The sequence below is a fragment of the Geodermatophilus sp. SYSU D01105 genome (assembly GCF_054050095.1).
On record NZ_JBJGYR010000039.1, the window covers coordinates 1 to 16,400 of the forward strand.

Here is a 16,400-nt window from a genome sequence, read left to right on the forward strand (position 1 = left end):
CCCAGCGCACCCTGCTCAAGCGCGAGGTGCTGCCCGACCACGTCGCCGACGCCGTCCACGCCCTCACCGCCGGCGACCTGTCCCGCACCACCGGCCTGCACATCCCCGTCGACTCCGGCGTCGCGGCGGCCTTCCTGCGGTGAGCTCCGTGTTCGCGGCGGTCGACCTGGGGGCCTCGAACGGCCGGGTGATGGCCGCGCGGGTCGGTCCGGACCGGCTGGAGCTGACCGAGGCCCACCGGTTCCCCAACCGGCCGGTGCGCCTCGGCGGCACCCTGCACTGGGACGTGCTCGGCATCTACGCCGGCGTCCTCGACGGGCTGCGGGCCGCCGGCCGGGTCGACGGCGGGCACCTCGACGGCGTGGGCATCGACAGCTGGGCGGTCGACCACGGCCTGCTCGACGCCGACGGCGCGCTGCTGGGCAACCCGGTGCACTACCGGGACGCCCGGCACGCGACCGCGGTGGCGGCGGTGCACGCCATCGTCCCGCCCGAGGAGCTGTACCGGGTGACAGGGCTGCAGCACCTGCCGTTCAACTCGGTCTTCCAGCTCGCGGCGGCCCGGGGCACCGCACAGCTGGCCGCGGCGCGGACGGCGCTGCTGATCCCGGACCTGCTGGCCTACTGGCTCACCGGCGCGGTCGGCGCGGAGGTCACCAACGCCTCGACCACCGGCCTGCTCGACGCGACCACCCGCGAGTGGGCCTGGGAGCTCGTCGACCGGCTCGGCCTGGACCGCGGGCTGTTCCCGCCGTTGCGTCAGCCGGGGGAGCGGCTGGGGGAGCTGACCCCCGAGGTGCTGGCCGAGACCGGGCTGGCCGGGCCGGTGCCGGTCACCGCGGTCGGCTCACACGACACCGCCTCGGCCGTGGTCGGCGTCCCGGCGTCGTCCGACCGGTTCGCCTACGTCTCCTGCGGCACCTGGTCGCTGGTCGGGGTGGAGCTGGAGAAGCCGGTGCTCACCGAGGCCAGCCGGGCCGCCGGGTTCACCAACGAGCTCGGCGTGGACGGCACCGTCCGCTACCTGCACAACGTGATGGGGCTGTGGCTGCTGCAGGAGTCGCAGCGGGCGTGGGCGGCCGCCGGGCTGCCCGCGGACCTGCCCGACCTCCTGGCCGCCGCCGCGCAGGTGCCCGCCTTCACGGCCGTCGTGGACGCCGACGACCCGCGGTTCCTGCCGCCCGGCGACATGCCGGCCCGGATCGCCGCGGCCTGCGCCGAGACCGGGCAGCCGCCGCCGCAGAGCGTGCCGGCGACGGTGCGGTGCATCCTCGACAGCCTCGCGCTGGCCTACCGCCGGGCCGTCCGGCGGGCCGCGGAGCTCTCCGGCCGCGAGGTCGGGGTCGTGCACCTGGTGGGCGGCGGAGCGCGCAACACCCTGCTCTGCCAGCTCACCGCAGACGCGTGCGGGCTGCCGGTCGTGGCCGGGCCGGTCGAGGCCGCGGCGCTGGGCAACGCGCTGGTGCAGGCCCGCGCGGCCGGGGTGCTCGACGGCGGGCTGCCCGAGCTGCGCGCGCTGCTGCGGGCCACCCAGGAGGTGCAGACCTATGCACCGTCCGGGTCGCCGGCCGCGTGGGATGCGGCCGCCGCCCGGCTGGCTCACCCGTGAGGAGCGGCCCCAGGGGAATGGCCGAGTCGGCGGGTCACGGGCCACCGGGTCGGTCCTCGACGTCGGCTGCGGTACCAGCGACAACGCGCTGCACGTCGCCTCGCGAGGGCTGCCGGTCCAGGGCGTCGACGTCGGGGAGACCGCCGTGGCCATGGCCCGGGTCGAGGCGGCCCAGCGGGGGATCGCGGCCGCGTCCGCCGTGGCCGACGCGTTCCGACTCGAGCGCCTGGGGCGGACGTTCCAGACGGTGCTGGACTCCGGGCTGTTCCACGCCTTCGACGCCGGCGAACGAGCCGGCCACGTGGCGAGCCTGGCGTCGGTGACCGAGCCCGGCGGGACCCTCCACCTTGCTGTGCTTCGGCGACGTCGGCCCCGACACCGGCCCGCACCCCGTTCGTCAGGTGGACCTGCGCGCGCCGAGGCGCCGCGAGACCGGTGGGGACGCCCTCGCCATCGAGCCGGACCGGGTCCTGACGCGCTACCACGACGACGGCGCGCCGGCCTGGCTCGCGACGATCCGACGGACGGAAGTGCGCCCTCGGGGCCGACCGGACCAGGTGACAGCTGTCTACGCTCGCCCGGTGATCACGCGCGCCGAGCTCGACGCCGCCGTCCACATCGTGCGGCCGCACGTGCCGGTGACCCCGGCGTACCGCTGGCCGCTGCTGGAGGAGGTCACCGGGACGCCGACCTGGGTCAAGCACGAGAACGCCACCCCGACCGGTGCCTTCAAGGTGCGCGGCGGCCTGGTCCACGCGGCGCGGCTGGCCGAGGAGGAACGCCCGGTGCGCGGCCTGGTCTCGGCCACGCGGGGCAACCACGGCCAGTCGCTGGCCTACGCCGGACGGGCGCACGGCATCCCGGTCACGATCGTCGTGCCCGAGGGCAACAGCCCGGACAAGAACGCCGCGATGGAGGGGTTCGGCGCCGAGCTGGTCGTGCACGGGCGCGACTTCCAGGAGGCGCGCGAGCACGCCGTCCGGCTCGCGGAGGAGCGCGGACTGCGGATGGTGCCGTCGTTCCACCGGGACCTGGTCGCCGGCGTCGCCACCTACGCCGCCGAACTGCACGAGCAGGCGCCCGCCCTCGACGTCGTGTACGTGCCGGTCGGCCAGGGCTCCGGACTGTGCGCGAACATCGCCGTCCGCGACCTGCTCGGCCGCGGCACCGAGGTGGTCGCGGTCGGAGCGGAGGGCGCCCCGGCGCACGCCCTGTCGTTCGCGGCCCGGCGCCCGGTCACGACGCCCGAGGCCGACACCTTCGTCGACGGCGTCGCCACCCGGGTCCCCGACGAGGACGCCGTCGACGTGATGGTCCGCGGAGCAGCGCGCTTCGTGCAGGTCAGCGACCAGGCGACGGCTCAGGCGATGCGGGTCCTGTGGCAGACCACGCACCAGATGCCCGAGCCGGCCGGTGCGATCGCGCTCGCGGGCCTGCTGGCCGACACCGCCCGCCCCGACGGCGCCGTCGCGGCGGTCGTCATGACCGGCGGCAACTGCGACCGCGACCTGGTGCTGCGCGTCCTCGCGGAGACGTAGGGGCGCCCTCCAGCCCCGGCCGGTCGCCGGTGGGTGGTCCGGCCGACGCTGCAGGAGGGCGGCCGACCGTGACGTGCGAGGAGAGGACAGCGATGGGCGAGGACGGCAGCACCCGCATCCCCGTGACCTACGAACGCTGCGAGCACGTCGAGGGGCCCTTCTACCACGGGACGAGGTCCGCGCTCGAGGTCGGCGACGAGCTCGTTCCCGGCCACAGCTCCACCTTCCTGGAGGGCCGGGTGTCCAACCACGTCTACTCCACCGCGCTCGTGGACACCGCCGCCTGGGGAGCGGAGCTGGCGACGGCGCTGGCCGGGGGTGGGGAGCGGGGACATGTCTACGTCGTGGAGCCCCTGGGCCCCTTCGAGGACGACCCGAACGTGACCGACAAGAGGTTCCCCGGCAACCCCACGCAGTCCTACCGCACCCGCCATCCGCTGCGTGTCGTCGGCGAGGTGGAGGGCTGGGAGGGCCACGACCCGGAGGTGGTGCAGGGCATGCTGGACAGCCTGGCGCGGCTGCGGGAGCAGGGCTCGACGTCATCGAGGACCAGCCGGGTCCTCGTTCCCGCGGATGACGACGCGGGGCGCTGGGGCCGGGTCCCCACGCGGGAGGACCCGGCCCCAGCGCCCACGGTCCGGGTGTGCCGTCCTGAGAGCCGTCCGTGACGTGGGGTGCGGACATGCGGGGCTGGGCCGTTCGTCCCTGCTGCCACCCGAGGGCGCAGCGCGAGGGTGGACGGGTCCTGGAAGCCCAGCCCCCGGTGCCACGGTGCGTCGCCGGTCTGGCCCGGTGTGCGACTTCCCCCGCTCCTACTCCCGAGGGCCCGCCATGACCGCAGTCGCAGAACAGACCGGCAGTGCGATCCGTCCCTTCCGCGCGGAGATCCCGGAGGAGGCGGTCGCCGACCTGCGCCGCCGCCTCGCCGCGACGCGCTGGCCCTCCCGGGAGCTGGTCGCCGATCGCGAGCAGGGCGTGCAGCTGGCGACGATGCAGGCGCTGTGCCGCTACTGGGCCGACGACTACGACATGGGCCGGGTCGAGGCGCGGCTGAACGCGCTGCCGCAGTTCACGACGGAGATCGACGGCGTGGACGTCCACTTCCTCCACGTGCGGTCCCCGCACCCGGACGCGCTGCCGCTGGTCATGACGCACGGCTGGCCCGGCTCGGTCATCGAGCTGCTCGACTCCGTCGGCCCGCTCACCGATCCACCCGCGTACGGCGGAGCGGCCGAGGACGCCTTCGACCTGGTGCTGCCCTCCCTGCCCGGCTACGGCTTCTCCGGCGAGCCGACCGAGACCGGCTGGGACGTCGGCCGCGTCGCGCGGGCGTGGGCGGAGCTGATGCGCCGCCTCGGCTACGCGCGCTACGTCGCCCAGGGCGGCGACGTCGGCGCCGGCGTCACCGACGCGATGGGCCGCCAGGCGCCCGAGGGGCTGATCGGCATCCACACCAACCTGCTCGTGACGGTGCTGGGCGGCCCCCAGCCGACCGACACCGAGCAGGAACGCGCGGCGGCCGCCGCGATCGAGAGGTTCCGCACGAGCGGCTTCGGCTACTTCCTCGAGATGGCCACCCGGCCGCAGACGATCGGCTATGCCCTGCTCGACTCACCCGCCGCCCTGGCGGCGTGGATGCTCGACCACGACACCGACGCCTACTACAAGATCTCCCGGGCCTTCGTCGACGGCCAACCCGCGGGCAACCTCACCCGGGACTCCGTCCTCGACAACACCACGCTGTACTGGCTCACCGGCACCGGCGCCTCGGCGGCCCGGTCCTACTGGGACAGCTACGGGGTCGCCGCCCAGGCCGCCGCGGCGGGCCGGCCCCTCCCGGAGGTCACGGTCCCGGTCGGGTTCACCACGTTCCCCGGCGAGATCTGGCGGACGCCGCGCAGCTGGGCCGAGAAGGCCTACCCCACCCTCAGCTACTTCCACCAGGTCGATCGGGGCGGCCACTTCGCCGCCTGGGAGGAGCCCGAGCTGTTCGCGACCGAGGTGCGGGCGGCGTTCCGCCCGCTGCGCTCGCCGCAGATCCCCGAGCCGCGCCGCTGACCACGACCCCGGCGGCGGCTGCGACGACACCGGCCGCCGCCGGGGAGGGTCGCGCCGTGGCGACGTCGCGGACCGGGGTCAGCCGCGCCCGCCGGCGGCCGCCAGCCCTGCCTTGGTGAACGCGAGCGCCTCGCGGGCGAGGGTGACGTTGTCGGTCCACAGGTTGCGCCAGATCGCCAGGTCGTTGGACAGCGTCCGGTGCACGACCTCGGAGGAGAACGACTCGAAGGTCACGATCCCCTCGTAACCCACCTCGGTGAGCGCGCCGAAGAACTCCGTCCAGGGGATGGTGCCGGTGCCCAGCGCGCCGCGGTGGGACTCCCCGACGTGCACGTAGCCCAGCCGGCCGGCCGCCGCGGCGGCCCGCACCGCCTCGCGGAACGAGTGCTCCTCGATGTTCATGTGGTAGGTGTCCAGGTGGGCCATGACGTTGGGCCGGTCCACCGCCGTGATGAAGTCCAGCGTCTCCCGGGTCGTGTTGATGACGTTGGTCTCGTAGCGGTTGCAGAACTCCAGTGCCAGCGTGATGCCGGAGTCGGCGGCCTTGTCGGCCAGCCAGGCGATCGCCTCCTGGGAGTTGGCCCGGCCGCGCTCGGTCGCCGGCCCGGCGTACTTGCCGAGCTTGGAGTACAGGACGCCGCACAGCACCGAGCCGCCGCTGTCGCGCAGCACCGACAGAGCCGTCGCCAGGCGCTCGCGCCCCCGGGCGACGACGTCGGGGTCCTCGCTGGACACGTCGGTGTCCGCGCTGAGCCCCAGCGACGCGCTCACCTGCAGGCCGTGCTCCTGCAGCAACCGCGCGGTCAGGTCGGCGTCGAACCCGGTGGGGTCGATGGGGGCGATCTCGATCAGGTCGTAGCCGGCCTCGGCCGTGGAGGCGATCGCGTGCCGGGCCTCGTCGGGGGACCAGCCCCCGGTCCAGACCAGCGCGTGGACGCCGTGGGTGATCGCCATGTGACCTCTTCCTCTCATCCGGTGGTCAGTCGTCCAGCCAGCCGCGCCGGCGCAGTTCGTCGACCAGCCGCCGGAAGCCCTCCTCGAGCGGGCCGACCTGGGCGGGGTCGGGGTCGACCACCTCGGCGGCGCGCACCATCCGGTCGGCGGTCTCCGCCGGTGCGGCACCGGCCAGCGCGGCGGCGGCGAGGACCGCGGCACCGAAGGCGCTCGACGGTTCGGCGGGCCGGGACACCGGCCGGCCGAGGGCGCTGGCACGGATCGTCGTCCACACTGCCGACCCCGAGCCGCCGCCGACGACCCGGTGGTCGGCGGAGGCGACCCCGAGCGCGGCCAGCCGCTCCAGGCCGAGCCGCTCGACGAGGGCGACGCCGTCCAGCAGGGCGCGGTGGCGCTGCAACGGGGTCGGGGTGCCGGGGCCGAGCAGGAAGCCGGTCGCGTCGGCGCGGGCGAACGGGAAGCGCTCGCCGGTGCCCGGGAGGGGGTAGGCGGTCCACGGCGAGGGGCCCTGCCGGTCCGCGTCGGCGTCCGCGGCGGCCAGGTCGGGCACCCCGGCCAGCACCCCGGCGCCGGTGTTGGACGCGCCGCCGGGCCACCACCGGCCGTCGGGGGACAGGTGCGAGTACACCGCACCGCCGAAGCCGGTCACCTCCTGCCGGGCGACGCCCTTGAGCACCAGCGTCGTCCCCAGGACGCCGGTCGTCCGGCCCGGTGCGACCGCCCCCGCGGCCAGCTGCGCGGTGCAGCCGTCGGTCATCCCGGCCACCACCCGCACGCCCGCGGGCAGGCCGAGCTCGGCCGCGACGCCGGGGCGGACCTCGCCGACCACCGTGCCCGGGTGCACGAGCTCCGGCAGCGCGTCGTCAGGCACGCCGGCCGCGGCGAGCAGCTCGGCCGGCCACCGCGCGGCGACCGGGTCGATCCCGGCCTTGAGCGCGTGCGAGGTGTCGGTGACCAGCCGCCCGGTCAGGTCGGCCACCACGACGTCGGGCACGTGCAGGAACCGGGCGTGCGGGTCCTGCTCGGCGAGCCAGGCCAGCCGGCCCAGGGTCGAGGCGGCGCCGACCGGGCGGCCGAGCGCGGCGCGCACCCGGTCGGTGCCGCGCTGGTCGGCGTAGAGCAGCACGGCACCGCGCGGTACCCCGCGCTCGTCGGTGGCCACGACACTGCCGGAGGTCGCGGTCACCGAGAGCGCCCCGACCGCGGCCGCGCGCGCGCCCAGCCCGGCGGTCACCGTCCGGAGCACCGACCGCACCACCGTCGCGTGCACCGGTGCCTGCTCCTGGCACCCCGGCGCGGGCACCGCGGGCGCGGGGAGCGCGGCCGAGGCGGTGGCGACGACGTCCCCGGTGCCGGTCTGCACCGCCGTGACCCGGACCGCGGCGGTGGCCAGGTCCACGCCGAGGACCAGGTCGTCCACGGTCACCGTCGCGGGGCGGTCAGCGGCAGCAGCACCTCGGCGAGGCCGGTCAGGTCGGCCACCGCGAGGTCGGCCTCGGCCAGCTGCTCGGGCGTCGGCTCGTCGGGCGCCTCGCCGCGCAGCACCCACACGGTGCCCAGGCCCAGCGCGGCGGCGGGCCGGACGTCGTTGTCGAGCCGGTTGCCCACGTGCACCGCCTCCTCCGGCGCGCAGCCGGCCCGCTCCAGGCACCAGGCGAACAGCTCGGGGCTGGGCTTCTCGAACCCGACGATCGCCGACACACCCCAGACGTCGACGAAGGGGGCGACGCCGTCGCGTTGGAGCGCGTCGACGACGGTGGCCTCCTGGTTGGCGAGCACGCCGACGGCGACCCGCCCGTGCAGGGCCCGCAGCAGCGGCAGGACGTCGGGGTAGAGGGTGCCCGGCGGGTGCACCCAGTGCCGGCGGGTCCGCTCGTGCAGCGCGCCCCGCAACCCGGCGTCGCCGAGCAGCCCCTCGGCCAGCGCGGTGCGCAGCGAACCGCCCTGCCGCGCCCGGGCCGCGTCGTGGACCCGCCGGACCTCCGCCCGGTCCACCGGGCCGCGGCCCTGCTCGGCGCGCAGCTCGTCGAGGGCCCGCACGACCGCGGCCAGGAAGTTGCCGTCGTCGTAGACCGGGCCCCCGACGTCGAGGAACACCGCCCGCAGCCGCCGGGGCAGGGTCATGCCGGCGCGCCGCCGATGCGGGTCCGGCGCTCGACGACGTCCTCCCGGGCGAAGAACTCCTCGACCTTCGCGGCGTCGAGGGGGACCACCCCGCCGACCGAGTACGCGGCCACCCGCACCCGCGCGCCCTTGACCGCCATCTCCGACGCGGCCTCGACCCCCGCCGGGGCCGGCGCGTTGACCACGATGCCGTGGTTGCCGAGCAGGACCAGGGTGGGCAGCTCTCCGTGGGCGTCCGCGTACCGGCGCAGCGCCTCCAGGTAGACCCGCCCGAGGTCGATCCCCGGCGTGGCGTAGGGGACGTGGAGGGGGCGGCCGATGACCACGGCCTCGTCGGAGTACACGTGCCGGTCCCAGGCGGTGGGCCCGTGCACGCTGGCGAGCAGCCCGACCACCGCGGTGGGGTGGGTGTGCCCGACGAACGCCGTCGGCGCGAGGGCCTGCGCGGCCACGTGCACCAGCGTCTCGATCGAGGCCCGCCGGCGCCGGCCGCCGTGCTCCCCGGCGTCGAGGGCCGCGGTCAGGTCGGCCTGGGTCGCCGTCGGCGAGCCCATCAGCTCCACCAGCGGGTCGACGTCGACGACGACGAAGTCCTCGGCGGTGGCCGTGCGCATGTTCGACCCCGAGGCCTTGACCACCACCCGGCCGTCGGGCAGCCGCTGGGAGGTGTTGCCCTCGGCGAGGACGACGAGGTCCCGGGACCGCTCGCCCAGCGACCGGGTGAGCGCGACCAGCTCCTCGCTCACCAGGCCGGGGTCCCAGACGGCGCTCACCCGGTCCTCCCGTACCTGCGGTTGGCGTAGCCGTTGAGCAGGGCCGCGAAGACCAGCACGATGCCGAGCGCGAACAGCTGGTACTGCGAGCCGGCGTTGCCCGGCACGGCCAGCAGGATCCCGGCGTTGAGCCACACGATCAGCAGCGTGGCCAGGACGACGCCGGCCACCCGCCCGATGCCACCGGTGATCGCCACCCCGCCGAGGACGGCGATCGTGATGGCCGGCAGCGCCATGCCGTTGCCCGCCACCCCGGCGTCGGGCCGCGCCGAGGCGAACTGGGCCACCGTCACGACCGCGACCAGCCCGGAGATCACCCCGGCCGTGAGGTAGGCGGTGAACCGGGTGCGCCGCACGTCGATGCCCGACCACTCCGCGGCCACGTCGTTGGTGCCGATGGCGTAGAGCCGCCGTCCGTACGTGCTGCGGTTGAGCAGCAGCCAGACGACCACCGTCGTCGGCAGCAGGAAGGTCAGGATGCCCAGCGGCACCTGCAGCGGGTCCTCACCGCCGCCGATCGGGACCGACCGGGCGGCGGAGAAGAACTCCTGGATCGGCTGGGTGCTGATCGGCTGCTGGTCGTTGATGACGATCGCGATCGAGGAGAAGGCGTAGTAGGTCGCCAGGGTGGTGATCAGCGCCGGGTAGCCGATGTAGGCGATGAGGAACCCGTTGACCGCGCCGCACAGACCGCCGAACGCGGCGGCGAGCACGATCGAGGTCCACAGCGGCCAGCCCCACTCCCCGTAGGCGAAGCCGAACACCATGCTGGTCAGCGACACGATCGCGCCGACCGACAGGTCGATCCCGCCCCGCCCGGAGGTGATGACCAGCAGCTCGGCCAGGCCGAGCATGACCAGCGGGACGGCGCTGATCAGCGTGGCCGACAGGTAGGACGCGTCGTACGGCGCGGTCAGGTAGTTGCGCGCCGACAGCGTCAGGAACGTGACGACGACGGCGACCAGCAGCACCAGCAGCAGCACGATCCGCTGGGTGAGCAGGGCCCGCAGGACCAGCTCGGGCAGCGCCCGGGCCCGCGACTGCCGGGGACCGGCCTCGTCGTCGGACCGCGGCGCCGGCGCCGGGACCTGGGGTGAGACCGCGGTGCTCACGTCGTCCTCCTCGCCCGCTGCCGGAGCAGGTCGGCCCCGACGGCGATCAGGATGAAGATGCCGATGAACAGGGCCGACAGCTGCGAGCGCCAGCCCAGCTGGGTCACCCCGGAGGTGACCGTCTGCACGAGCAGCGCCCCGAGCACCGTGCCGAGGACCGAGCCGCGGCCGCCCATGATCGAGGTGCCGCCGATGACCACCGCGGCGATCGCGGCCAGCTCCATCCCGGCGCCCACGTTCGGGGCCAGCGTGGACGTGCCCCGCGCGATGACGAAGCAGGCGGCCAGCCCGGTGAGCAGGCCGGTGAGGACGTAGGCCGACATCACCCGCCGCTGCACCTTCACCCCGGCCAGCCGGGCGGCGTCGGCGTCCCCACCGATCGCGTACAGGTGCCGCCCGCCGGGCGTGTGCCGCAGGTAGTACCAGGCCGCCGCGGCGATGAGCAGCATGATCAGGAAGCTGTGCGGGACGCCGAGGGTGCGGCCGGCCTCCCCGCGGCCGAAGAAGGCCAGCGTGCCGGGGATGTTGTCGACCGTGGTGCCGCCGAACAACTGCAGCCCGAGGAACTTGAACAGGTTCGCGGTGCCGAAGGTGATGATGATCGCGTGCACCCGCCCGTAGGCGATGAGCACGCCGTTGACCAGGCCGAGCACGCCGCCGAGGACCACCGACAGCAGCACCGCCACCGGCAGGGAGACCCCGGAGTCGACCATCGCCTTGGCCACCACGACGGCGCAGACCATGACGATGCCGGCCACCGAGACGTCGATGCCGCCGGTGATGATGATGACGGTCATCCCGATGCCGATGAGCGCGACCGGCGCCATGGCCACCAGCAGCGGCACGATCGAGCCGCTGGTCAGGAAGGCCGGGGTGGCGAGGGCCAGCGCCACCCAGAGGGCGGCGATGACCACGATCAGCACGATCTCCTGGCCGGTGATCGGGAACGGCAGGACCCGCCCGCGAGCCGTGGCGGCGTGCGCCTGCGGCCCGGCCGGGGCGGCACCGCCGGGGGGCGTGAGGGTGGACGAGCTCATGCCGCCTCCTCCTGGTCGAGCGCTCCCGCGGCGGCGGCCAGGACGTCGGCCTGGCTCGCCCCGGGGCCGAACTCGACCGTCGTGGTCCCGGCCCGGACGACCTGCAGCCGGTCGGAGATGCGGATGGCCTCGGGCAGGTCCGAGGTGACGATGAGGACGGCGGTCCCCTCGTCGGCCAGCGACCGGACGATCCGGTGGATCTCCTCCTTGGCGCCGACGTCGACGCCCTGCGTGGGCTCGGCCAGCACCAGCACCCTGGGCCGTTCCACCAGCTGGCGGGCGAGCACGACCTTCTGCGCGTTGCCGCCGGACATGGCCGAGACCGGCTGCCGCTCGTGCGGCGTCTTCACCGACAGCCGGGTGATGAAGTCCCGGGCGACCTGCCGCTCCCGCCGGCGGTCCATCCAGGTGCCCAGCTTGGACAGCAGCGGCAGGTGGCCGGCGGAGATGTTGAACGCGATCGACTGGAAGCTGAACAGGCCCTGCAGCTTCCGGTTGGCCGGCAGCAGCGCGATGCCCAGCTTCTTGGCGGCGCGGGGGGATGAGGGGGCGATCGGTCGCCCGTCGAGCAGCATCCGGCCGCCGGTGGCCCGGCGCATGCCGTACACGGTCTCGGCGACCTCCGCGGCGCCCGAGCCGATCAGGCCGTAGAGGGTGACGATCTCGCCCGGGCGGACGGCGACGTCGACGTGCGCGTACTCGCCCTCGCAGGACAGGTCCTCCAGGACCAGCCGTGGCGGGGCGTCGGGGACGGTGTGCGCAGGCGGGGTGTCCTCGAGGATGCCGCCCACCATCAGCTCGACGACCCGCCGGACCGAGAGCTCCTCGATCGGCCAGGTGCCCAGGGTCTGCCCGTCGCGCATGACGGTGACCTCGTCGGCGATGACGAACAGCTCGTCGAGGCGGTGGGAGATGTAGATGATCGCCACCCCGGTGGAGGCCAGCCGCCGGACGACGCCGAAGAGCACCTCGATCTCGGCGTCGGTGAGGATCGCCGAGGGCTCGTCGAGGATGAGCACCTTCGCGTTGCCGACCAGCGCCTTGGCGATCGACACCTGCTGCTGCTCGGCGATGGACAGCTCGCTGACCGGGACGGTCGCGTAGCGGGCCGGCAGGCCGATCAGCTCCAGCAGCTCCACCACGCGGGCGTTCTGCGCCGTCCAGTCCACCCTGCCCCGGCGGGTGATCTCCCGGCCGGTGAAGACGTTCTCGGCCACCGTCAGGTCGGGGAACAGCTGCGGTTCCTGGTAGACGGTCGCGATGCCCAGGGCGATGGCGTCCGCGGTGCTCGAGATGGTCACCGGTCGGCCCTCGAAGGTGATCCGGCCGCTGTCGGCGGTCGCCGCCCCGGACAGGATCTTGATCAGGGTGGACTTCCCGGCGCCGTTCTCGCCCACGAGGGCGTGCACCCGGCCGGCCCGCACGGTCATGTCCGCGTTGCGGATGGCCCGCACCGCCCCGTACCGCTTGGACACCCCGGTGACGGACAGCCGCTCGGCTCCCGCCCCGGCCGGCTCGGAGGACGCCGGCTGCGCCGGCCCGGTCGTTCGGGTCTCGTTCATCGTCTCCTCGCTGCGGACGGGAGGCCGGGGAGGGCCGGCGGCGCCGGCCCTCCCCGGGGGAACGGTCAGTAGTCGTACTGTCCGGCGTTGTCCTTGGTGATGCGCAGCGGCGGGCCGAGCAGCAGCACCTTGGTGCTCTCGTCGAACGTCACCTCGGGCATGTCCGCGTTGACGTTGTTGGTCGCCTGGAACTGCTCGCCGTTGGCCAGCTGGACGCCGGCCCACGCGGTCAGGTAGCCCAGGTTCTCGACGTCCCAGAGGATGCTGGCGCTCGACGAGCCGTCCTCGAGGTAGGGCAGCATCGACTGCGGCGTCCCGAGGCCGACGGTGAAGACCTGGCCGGTCTTCCCGGCGTCCCGGACGGCCTGCGCCACGCCCGGCGCCGACGAGGTGCACTCGCCGACCAGCCCGGTGAGGTCAGGGTGGGCGTTCATCAGGTCGGTCGCCATCTGGGTGGCCTGCGCCTGGTCCTCACCGGCGTAGACGATGTCGACGATCTCGGCGTCGGGGTACTTCTCGGCCGTGTAGGCCTTCTGCACCTCGATCCAGGAGTTCAGGTTCTCGGCCGTCTGCCCGCAAGAGACGATCGCGTACTTGCCGGACCCGCCCATCGCCTCCATCAGCGCGTCGGTGAGCGCCTGGCCGATGCCCTCGGTCGAGGCCTGGCTGACGAACACCTCGCGCACCGAGTTCGGCGCGTCGGTGTCCGAGGTGGCCACGGAGATGCCGGCGTCGGCGGCCTGCTGCAGCAGCGGCGCCATCGAGTCGGGGTCGTTGGGGGCGACGATCAGCGCGTCGACGCCCTGCTGGATGTAGGAGCGGACGATGTCGGCCTGCGCGGCCGGGTCGGCCTCGACCGGGCCCTGGTAGAGCCAGGTGCAGCCGATCTCCTCGCAGGCGGCCTGCCCGCCGGTGTTCATCGCCTCGAAGTACGGGATGCCCTGCAGCTTCGGCACGAAGGCCACGGTCACGCCGCCGCCGCCGCCCTCGGAGCCGCCGCCCCCGCCACCGCCGCCGCCCCCACCGCCGGAGGCCGAGCCGCCGCTGCCTTCTCCGCAGGCGGCGAGGGTCAGGGTGGCGGCCAGGCCGAGGGCGACGGCCAACCTCGTCGTTCGGATGCTGCTCATCGGTCACCTCTCGGAGTGGGGGGTCGCCCCCCGCGGTGTCACCGGGCTCGGCGAGCCGGTGGTGCCCAGGAACGTCCGCCGGTCAGGTCGGGATCAGCCCCCGCTCGCGGTCGTCGTCCTGGGTTCGCTCCCGCAGCAGGGCTGCGGCCTGTTCCCAGCGCGGATCGGGGCGCGGGGACCAAGTTCGGAGGTCGGCCGTCCGGGCGACGACCGTGCGGATGTCGGCGATGCCACCCAGCTCGCCGAGGGCGACCAGCTGCGTGGCGGCGTTGCCCAGGGAGGTGGCCTCGACGGGGCCGCAGTGCACGGGCAGCCCGGTCGCGTCCGCGGTGGCCTGGGCCAGCAGGCCGTTGCGGGCGCCGCCGCCGGTGACGCAGACGGCCGGCGGGGCGGTGCCGGTGACCGCGGCGAGGTCCTGGGCGGTCACCCGGTAGGACACGGCGAGGGAGTCGACGACGCAGCGTGCGATCGCGGCCGGGGTCTCCGGCACCGGCTGGCCCGAGCGCCGGCAGTAGGCCTGCACGCGGGCGGGCATGTCGCCCGGGCCGAGGAAGTCCCGGGCGTTGGGGTTGACCACGCTGCGCAGCGCCGGCTCCCGGCCGGCGAGCTCGGTCAGGTCGGCGTAGGACAGCTCCAGGCCGCGGGCCGCCCAGGCGCGGCGGCACTCCTGGAGGATCCACAGGCCCATCACGTTGCGCAGCAGCCGCGTGGTCCCGGCGTAGCCGCCCTCGTTGGTCAGGTTGGCCGCCATCGACGCCGCCGTCACCACCGGCCGGGGGACCTCCACGCCGACCAGCGACCAGGTGCCCGAGGAGATGAACAGCGCGCCGGGCTCCGGGAAGGGCGTGGCGACCACGGCGCTGGCGGTGTCGTGCCCGGCCGGGGCGACCACCCGCGTCCCGGCCAGGGGGCCCTCCGCGAGCGGCCCGACGACGGGCCCCAGGTCGGTGCCCGGGGGCACCACCTCGGGCAGCAGGCGGGTCGGGATGCCGAGGGCCTCGGCGAGGTCGGTGACCCAGCGCCCGCTGGCCACGTCGTAGAGCCCGCTGGTCGAGGCGGCGGTGGACTCGGTCACGCGGGAGCCCGACAGCAGGGAGTGGAAGACGTCGGGCATCATCACCAGCGAGGCCGCCCCGTCCAGGCGGGTCGTCGTCCGCGCGTCCGAGACCAGGGCGAACACGGTGTTGATCTCGTTGACCTGCACGCCGGTGGCCCGGTACAGCCGCTCCCGGCCGACGGTGGCCAGGGCCTCGTCCATCGCCGCGAGCTGCCGCGGGTCGCGGTAGCAGGTCGGCGCGTCGACCAGCGTCCCGTCCGCGCGCAGCAGCCCGTAGTCCACGCCCCAGGCGTCCACGCCGACCGAGGCGACCGGCGTCCCCTCGGCGCCGAGCGCGCCCAGCCCGTCGGTGATCGCGCGGCCGAGCAGGCCGACGTCCCAGCGCAGGATGCCGTCGACCGGCACCGGCGTGTGGGGGAACCGGGCGACCTCCCGGACGATCAGGCGCTCGCCGTCGAAGTCGGCCCGCTCGACCCGGCCGCTCCCGGCGCCGAGATCGACGGCGGCCACGGTGACCGCCGGACGGCGGCCGCTCACCGGTGCTCCTCGGGGACCTCGACCCGGTGCACCCGGGTGCCGGCCCGCTCGATCGCGGCCACGACGGCGGGGTCGGCCGCGGCGTCGGTGTAGAGGGCGGTGACCTCCGACAGCGGCGTCGCCGTGTGCAGCGAGAAGCTGCCGAACTTGCTGGAGTCGACCAGCCCGAACAGCTGGCTGCAGTGGGCGGCGAAGTACTGCTTGGCCTGCGCCTCCTCGAGCGCCATGTCCAGCACGCCCCGTTCCGCGGAGACGGCGTGGGCGCCGATGAAGCCCTTGTCGATGCGCCCCCGCCCGGCGAGGACGTCGCCGATCAGCCCGACGACCGACCGCGCCGACCGGCGCACGATGCCGCCGGTGACCAGCACCGTGGCCTCCGACCGCTCCGAGAACAGCGTCGCGGTCGGCATGCTGTTGGTGATCACCACCAGGGACCGGCGGTGCAGCAGCTCCCGGGCCAGGTAGTGGCAGCTGGTCGAGGAGTCCAGTGCGATGACGTCGCCGTCCTGCACGAGCGGGGCGACGGCCCGGGCGATGGCGGCCTTCTCCGCCCGCCGCGCGCGCAGCCGCGTCTCGAAGGACCCCTCGTCCACCAGCGGTGCGGCGACCGCGCCGCCGCGGACCCGGCGCAGCGCCGCGCGCTGCTCGAGGGCGTCGAGGTCCTTGCGGATGGTGACGGGGGAGACCTCGAGCCGCTGGGCGAGGTCGTTGACCTCCACGCGGCCGGTGGCCCCGAGGGCGGACAGGATCGCCTGCGAGCGGGCGTGCTCGTCCAGCGATGGCACGGCCACCTCCTCGCGTCGGCTGCTGTGACCGGGGTCACTCGGCGCGCGACAAGGTAGAGGCGGGCGAAAACCAACGTCAAGACACGAAAAGGAAACGAAAGCGCGGCGGTTTCAGATCGTCAGCCAG

At 74.8% G+C, this 16,400-nt stretch carries 13 protein-coding genes and 2 pseudogenes; 5 read left to right on the forward strand and 10 right to left on the reverse strand.

Features of this window, described 5'->3' with window-relative positions; all coding sequences use genetic code 11:
• Nucleotides 1-139: 139 nt before the first annotated feature.
• The 5 genes and pseudogenes from ACI79I_RS23600 (at nucleotide 140) to ACI79I_RS23620 (ending at nucleotide 5,205) form a co-directional block, all read left to right on the forward strand.
• On the forward strand, nucleotides 140-1,609 hold the full coding sequence (locus ACI79I_RS23600; RefSeq protein ID WP_456994882.1) for a rhamnulokinase: 1,470 nt from the start codon (nucleotides 140-142) through the stop codon (nucleotides 1,607-1,609).
• Nucleotides 1,578-1,892 (forward strand): annotated as a pseudogene (locus ACI79I_RS23605) (class I SAM-dependent methyltransferase); the annotation flags it as partial. The gene ACI79I_RS23600 and the pseudogene ACI79I_RS23605, both read left to right, overlap by 32 nt.
• Nucleotides 1,893-2,190: 298 nt before the next feature.
• A complete protein-coding gene (locus ACI79I_RS23610) occupies nucleotides 2,191-3,147 on the forward strand; it encodes a threonine dehydratase (RefSeq protein WP_456994884.1) in 957 nt (318 codons plus the stop codon).
• A 92-nt stretch (nucleotides 3,148-3,239) separates the two neighbouring features.
• A pseudogene (arr, locus tag ACI79I_RS23615) lies at nucleotides 3,240-3,724 on the forward strand (NAD(+)--rifampin ADP-ribosyltransferase).
• A 254-nt stretch (nucleotides 3,725-3,978) separates the two neighbouring features.
• Nucleotides 3,979-5,205, forward strand: a complete 1,227-nt coding sequence (locus ACI79I_RS23620) for an epoxide hydrolase family protein (protein WP_456994886.1) — start codon at nucleotides 3,979-3,981, stop codon at nucleotides 5,203-5,205.
• Nucleotides 5,206-5,283: 78 nt separating this feature from the next.
• Here the strand turns inward: ACI79I_RS23620 and ACI79I_RS23625 are convergent, their stop codons facing one another.
• The 10 genes from ACI79I_RS23625 to ACI79I_RS23670 form a co-directional block, all read right to left on the reverse strand.
• Nucleotides 5,284-6,159, reverse strand: a complete 876-nt coding sequence (locus ACI79I_RS23625; RefSeq protein WP_456994888.1) for a sugar phosphate isomerase/epimerase family protein — start codon at nucleotides 6,157-6,159, stop codon at nucleotides 5,284-5,286.
• A gap of 25 nt (nucleotides 6,160-6,184) precedes the next feature.
• Complete coding sequence (locus ACI79I_RS23630; protein ID WP_456994890.1) at nucleotides 6,185-7,579, reverse strand: FGGY family carbohydrate kinase; 1,395 nt, start codon at nucleotides 7,577-7,579, stop codon at nucleotides 6,185-6,187.
• 2 nt (nucleotides 7,580-7,581) lie between these two features.
• Nucleotides 7,582-8,283: an HAD family hydrolase gene (locus ACI79I_RS23635; RefSeq protein WP_456994892.1), complete on the reverse strand. Its 702-nt coding sequence runs from the start codon at nucleotides 8,281-8,283 to the stop codon at nucleotides 7,582-7,584.
• Nucleotides 8,280-9,056 carry a class II aldolase/adducin family protein gene (locus ACI79I_RS23640; RefSeq protein ID WP_456994894.1) on the reverse strand — a complete coding sequence of 259 codons (777 nt, stop codon included), beginning with the start codon at nucleotides 9,054-9,056 and terminating at the stop codon, nucleotides 8,280-8,282. Before ACI79I_RS23640 ends, ACI79I_RS23635 begins: the two co-directional genes overlap by 4 nt.
• A complete protein-coding gene (locus ACI79I_RS23645; protein ID WP_456994896.1) occupies nucleotides 9,053-10,168 on the reverse strand; it encodes an ABC transporter permease in 1,116 nt (371 codons plus the stop codon). The genes ACI79I_RS23640 and ACI79I_RS23645 overlap by 4 nt, the downstream gene beginning before the upstream one ends.
• Nucleotides 10,165-11,205 carry an ABC transporter permease gene (locus tag ACI79I_RS23650; RefSeq protein WP_456994898.1) on the reverse strand — a complete coding sequence of 347 codons (1,041 nt, stop codon included), beginning with the start codon at nucleotides 11,203-11,205 and terminating at the stop codon, nucleotides 10,165-10,167. The genes ACI79I_RS23645 and ACI79I_RS23650 overlap by 4 nt, the downstream gene beginning before the upstream one ends.
• On the reverse strand, nucleotides 11,202-12,767 hold the full coding sequence (locus tag ACI79I_RS23655; RefSeq protein WP_456994900.1) for a sugar ABC transporter ATP-binding protein: 1,566 nt from the start codon (nucleotides 12,765-12,767) through the stop codon (nucleotides 11,202-11,204). The genes ACI79I_RS23650 and ACI79I_RS23655 overlap by 4 nt, the downstream gene beginning before the upstream one ends.
• 65 nt (nucleotides 12,768-12,832) lie before the next feature.
• Nucleotides 12,833-13,894 carry an autoinducer 2 ABC transporter substrate-binding protein gene (locus tag ACI79I_RS23660; RefSeq protein WP_456994902.1) on the reverse strand — a complete coding sequence of 354 codons (1,062 nt, stop codon included), beginning with the start codon at nucleotides 13,892-13,894 and terminating at the stop codon, nucleotides 12,833-12,835.
• Nucleotides 13,895-13,976: 82 nt separating this feature from the next.
• Nucleotides 13,977-15,488, reverse strand: coding sequence for a rhamnulokinase (locus tag ACI79I_RS23665; RefSeq protein WP_456994904.1), 1,512 nt, complete (start codon nucleotides 15,486-15,488; stop codon nucleotides 13,977-13,979).
• Nucleotides 15,485-16,273: a DeoR/GlpR family DNA-binding transcription regulator gene (locus tag ACI79I_RS23670; RefSeq protein WP_456994906.1), complete on the reverse strand. Its 789-nt coding sequence runs from the start codon at nucleotides 16,271-16,273 to the stop codon at nucleotides 15,485-15,487. Before ACI79I_RS23670 ends, ACI79I_RS23665 begins: the two co-directional genes overlap by 4 nt.
• Nucleotides 16,274-16,400 lie beyond the last annotated feature (127 nt).